The sequence below is a fragment of the Phycisphaerae bacterium genome (genome assembly GCA_012729815.1).
Classification (GTDB): domain Bacteria; phylum Planctomycetota; class Phycisphaerae; order JAAYCJ01; family JAAYCJ01; genus JAAYCJ01.
This window is the reverse complement of the sequence record JAAYCJ010000056.1, coordinates 1-5,088: the sequence shown is the minus strand read 5'-3', so window position 1 is coordinate 5,088 and position 5,088 is coordinate 1. Positions and strand designations below refer to the sequence as shown.

Annotated in this window: 3 protein-coding genes; all 3 read left to right on the top strand. The window is 64.6% G+C overall.

What is annotated here, in order from left to right:
• Nucleotides 1–509: 509 nt before the first annotated feature.
• Complete coding sequence (locus GXY33_04345; GenBank protein NLX04356.1) at nt 510–3,065, top strand: hypothetical protein; 2,556 nt, start codon at nt 510–512, stop codon at nt 3,063–3,065.
• Nucleotides 3,066–3,209: 144 nt separating this feature from the next.
• On the top strand, nt 3,210–4,910 hold the full coding sequence (locus tag GXY33_04340; protein ID NLX04355.1) for a ribulokinase: 1,701 nt from the start codon (nt 3,210–3,212) through the stop codon (nt 4,908–4,910).
• 13 nt (nt 4,911–4,923) lie between these two features.
• Nucleotides 4,924–5,088 (top strand): L-ribulose-5-phosphate 4-epimerase (gene araD, locus GXY33_04335; GenBank protein NLX04354.1); only part of this gene is annotated, 165 nt, incomplete at its 3' end.

The following is a 5,088-nucleotide window of genomic DNA, read 5'->3' as shown; positions in this document are numbered from 1 at the left end:
GAATCCCCGTTCCTCATCCGCCACGGGCAGACGGCTCCGCAGGACGGAAGAAGGGACGGCGTCGGTGCGGTGGTGGCGGCGGCTATGTTAGTGGTTCTTGGTCCTTCCGGCAACTACCATATGCAGTTCATGTTGAATTCGTTGTTGTGGTCTGGTGGGCAGGCCCAGCACGGTGTCGCCTTAGACTTCGAAGCCGCGTTGGATACACCGGAGGTCCTCTGGCCTGTCTTGGTAGGTGCTCTACGCTCCGTTTTGCGTCCGGAGGGTCAATTCCCGACGGCCAGACCCACTTCGTTCCGCCATGTGAAACGGGGACCGCGCATTTCCGGCCGCAGCCAATTTGAACCAGCGGCCGTTTCGTTTTGAGGCAGGCAAAATGAAACTTGCCCGGGAGGTCGGCGTATACAATAATCCGGGCACGCGCCGGTTTTGGTCCGGCGCGGACGGCGGCGGCTTCCGGCAGGACGGCGGCCGCTGGACGCCTGGGCTTATCCTGTGGAGAACCGACGATGACGGCAACAGCCAGAACGCTCTTTGTGGTCCTGATCGCGGCGACCATGCTGCTTTCGCCGGCGCATGGCCAGGAGGCCCCGGCGGCGCCGGGCGTGGTGTTTGTCGACCGGATGGAGAGTCTCGATAGCTGGCGGTGGAACGACGACGTCGAGCCGGTGCTCGACAAGTCGTATCGCAAGACCGGGTACGGCTGCATCAACGTCAAGTTCACCATCGACAAGAGCGATCCGGGTACGGCGTGGCTGTCGCGGCCGAACGTCGGGCTGGACCGGACGCCCGAGTATCTCCAGATCTACGTTCTGGTGCCGCGGTGGCAGAAGTTTGCGTGGGGCGAGGCCCGCATCCGCATCATCGTGCAGGACGCCGACGGCACGGCCAAGATGACGTTCCTGTCGGGCCTGTACGAGGGTACGGACGGCCGCGATTCGCCGATCTTCCCGAGGCCGTGGTACTACACGTGGCCGAAGATGCGGGTCCGGATGGACAGCCTGGAGCCGTACTGGCCCGGTGGGAACGGCACGCTGGACGGCATCGAGACGATCAGCCTGGAGATGCCCCACCGCGTCGAGGAGTACATGTACGACGGCAAGTACGAGTTTCGGATCGACGAACTTGCCGCTGTGTATCCGAACGCCAAGGAGCACATCGACGCGTGGAGCGGGCGGCTGGCGGCCCGCGCGGCGGCGCTGCAGACGCGGCTTGACGCAGTTACCACCGAGGGGACATGGCGGCGCTATCCGCAGGCGACGATCGCCGTGGTGGATCTGTTCTGCGGCTATGCGCGTGAGGAGGCGGCTGAGGACAAGCCGGTCCGCGCGGCGCGGCAGTTGGAGTATGTTGAAAGCCTCTGCGACGATCTGGAGGCCAAGCTGACCCGGGTGGATCAGGGCGAAGCCGTGTGGCCGGAGTCCGTGCCGTCGGACAATCTTCACCTGAAGGTCGTCGAGGGGGACTTTATGGACGGCGATCGGCCGGTTTACATCAACGGGTTCTGCGGCTGGCCTAGCGCCGCGGATTTGGCCACGTGGGTGCGGATGGGGCTCAATGGTTTGGCGATGGAGTGCGGTCCGGGCCACACCATGCCCTCGGAGAACCAGGTGCAGCCGCCCAACCACATCGTCGGCCTCCTGAAGGCGGCGGCTGAGAACAACATGGCGTGCGATCTGCTGCTGACGCCGCATTCGATTCCCGCGTGGGCTCGCGAGAAATGGCCGGATATGTCGCGCAGCGGCCTTCGCGTCCGGCGCAACCAGTTCCTGCCGTGGGACGTGGACAGCGCCGGTTTCCGCGAGCTGCTGGTGCGTCACATGGACGTGACGATTCCCGCGGTCAAGAGTTTTACGAACCTGCTGAGCTACGATCTGACCAACGAGCTGTGGTACCTCGTGCTGGGCGATTTCGAGCCGGACGCGTTTCGACGGTGGCTCAGCGGCCACTACGGCTCGATCGAGGCCCTCAACGGCGCATGGGGCACGGCGTTCGAGAGCTTTGAGAAGGTCCAGTACCAAGCGGGCGTTTCCCGCAGCGCCGAAGACGTGTTCCTGTACAATCGCGATCGGGTGACCGAGTTCTACCGGTGGCTGACGGCGGAGATGCTCAATCGCGACGACACGCGGTTGATCTACGCGAAGATTCACGGGGCGTGGCGGCGGCTGATGAGCGTGGACAAGGTCGCGCTGTCGCGGATATTCACCGGCATTGGGTCGGACTGCTTCAGCCGGCTCGATAATCCGGACGACAACCAGGTGATGGATTTGTGGACGACCGCGATCGTGACGCATCTGTACCGGTCGCTGGCGCCGGGCAATCCGATCATCGACTCGGAGCAGCACATGATCTGGTACGGCCACGTGGTTACGCCGGAGTACATTCCGGGGTTGATGTGGTGGCGTGCGGTGCTCGGCTGCGACGCCAACTACGTGTGGGTTTGGGGCCGGACGATCGAGAACTTCGAGGAGTGCATCCTGACGCAGCCGTGGGCGGTGCAGGGTTTCTGCCAGACGTCGCTGGATATTCAACGGCTGGGCTCGATCGTCAGCACGTTCCAGCGGTTCAGGCCCGACGTGCTGCTGGTCGATAACGGTTGGCGGCTGCCCGATGCGTACAAGCTGTGCAGTTATGCCGGTCCGGCATTTGACATTCTGCCGCCCGAGGCGATGAACGAGGAGATCGCCGGGAAGTATAAGACGATCGTGGTGCCGCCCGAGGCCGATCTGAACGCGACCTACGAAGGCTATCTCCAGGCCGCGGAAGGCGCCGGGGCGAAGATCATCCGGCTCGCCGACACCGCCGATCTGGCCCCGGTGACCTCGGCGATGGCGTCGAGCGTCTCGTCGCTGGTCGAGCCGCAGCGGAGCGTGATCAACTTCACCGTGCTCGACGCGGCGGGCAAGTCGATGACCTTCGTGATGAACATCCATCCGGAGCCAGTCGGCGCGGTGCTTCGCCGGCCCGCCGACGGCACGCTGGTCAACCTGCTGAACGATCAGCCGATCGACGGTCAGACCATCGAACTGACGCCGTCGGTCCCGCTGATCCTGACGGTGCGGTAGCGGGGTTTGCGGCGTGATGTCTGTATTTTGAGAAGGGCCGTTCGCCGAGGGCGGACCTGCATCCGCGGTTGACAGCGCGCGGCGTGTCCGCTAGCATGGCGGGTCAGTCGTGATCCTATCGCGATCGAAGGAGGCAGGTGAACGATGACGGCACAAGCGGACCGGCGATACGTCCTTGGGCTCGATTACGGAACCAACAGCGTACGGGCGGTGGTGGTTTCGGCCGATGACGGAAGCGAGATCGCCGAGGCTGTGACCGAGTATCCGAGCGGCGAGGCGGGGATTCTGCTCGATCCAGCCGACCCGAACCTGGCGAGGCAGAATCCGGCCGACTACCTCGATGGCTTCTTCGCCTGCACCGGCGAGGCCATCAAACAGGCTGCGAAGACCGATCCGCAGTTCGACGCCAAGCGGGTGATCGGCATCGGCGTCGACACCACCGGCAGCACACCGCTTCCCGTCGATCGCGAGGGCCAGCCGCTGGCGGTCAATCCGCGGTTCCGGAACGACCCGGCCGCTCAGGCCTGGTTGTGGAAGGACCACACATCGTACGCGGAGGCGGCGGAGATCACCGAGAAGGCGGGCAAGTTGCGGCCGCAATATCTGGGCAAGTGCGGCGGGGTCTATTCGTCGGAGTGGTTCTGGTCGAAAATTCTGCACTGCCGGCGTTCGGCCCCGCGGGTGTTCGACGCCGCGTTTTCGTGGGTCGAGGCGGCGGACTTTGTGCCCGCATTTTTGACCGGCAGCCTCGATCCGCGGACGATGAAACGCGGCATCTGCCCGGCGGGCCACAAGGCGATGTACAACGATGCGTGGGGCGGACTGCCGGACAAGGAGTTTCTGGCGGCGGTCGATCCGGCGTTGGCGGATCTGCGCGACCGGCTTTACGATCGGGCCCTCACCTCGGACCAGCCGGCGGGCAAGCTGACCCGCGAAGCGGCGGATAAGGCTGGGCTGCCGGCGGGCATTCCGGTATGCGTCGGCACGTTCGACGCCCACGCGGGCGGAGTCGGCGCGGGCATTCGGCCGGGCGTGCTGGTCAAGATCATCGGCACCAGCACGTGCGACATGATGATCGCCAAACCGGACGGCGAGGTGGCCGATGTTCCCGGCCTGTGCGGGATCGTGCCCGGTTCGATCGTGCCGTCGTACCTGGGCCTGGAGGCTGGGCAATCGGCGGTGGGCGATATCTTCAACTGGTTTGTCGGGCAGTTCTGCCGCAAGGCCTACGGCTCGGATGCGGCCGCCCATGAGGCTCTGACGAAGGAGGCGGCGGAGTTGAAACCCGGGGCGTCGGGCCTGGTCGCCCTCGACTGGAACAACGGCAACCGCACGATCCTGGTCGATCCGCTGCTGACCGGCCTGCTGGTGGGCCAGACGCTGCACACGCGTCCGGCGGAGGTGTATCGGGCGTTGATCGAAGGGACCGCGTTCGGAGCGCTGACCATCATCAACCGGTTCGAAGAGTACGGCGTGAAGGTCAATGAGATCGTCAACTGCGGCGGCATCGCAGAAAAGAACCCGCTGGTGATGCAGATCTACGCGGACGTGACGGGTCGGCCGATGAAGATCAGCCGGGCGTCGCAGACCTGTGCGTTGGGCGCGGCGATCTATGCTGCGGTGGCGGGCGGCGCGTACGCCAACGTTCCGGCCGCGCAGGCGAAGATGACTGGGACCAAACCGCGGGTGTTCGAGCCGAAGGCCGAAGCCGTCAAGACCTATCGCCAGTTGTACGAAATCTACCAGATGTTGCACGACGCCTTCGGCACCCGGCAGTGGCAGTCCAGCCTGTACGAGGTGATGAAGCAACTGATTCGGATTCGTGAGCAGTCGCGCCGTTCCTGAAAGGACCACGATGTTGATCGAAGCCCTTCGCAACGAAGTTTGTCGCGTCAATCGTCTGTTGCCAGCCACGGGTCTGGTGACCATGCATTCGGGTAACGCCTCGGGTTACGATCCCGAGCAGGGCCGGGTCGTGATCAAGCCCAGCGGCGTCGATTACGACTCGCTGACGCCGGAGATG

What these genes read in the sequence shown, in the direction of transcription:
- GXY33_04345 (NLX04356.1), top strand. Translation starts at nt 510, where the DNA reads ATGACGGCAACAGCCAGAACGCTCTTTGTGGTCCTGATCGCGGCGACC.
- GXY33_04340 (NLX04355.1), top strand. Translation starts at nt 3,210, where the DNA reads ATGACGGCACAAGCGGACCGGCGATACGTCCTTGGGCTCGATTACGGA.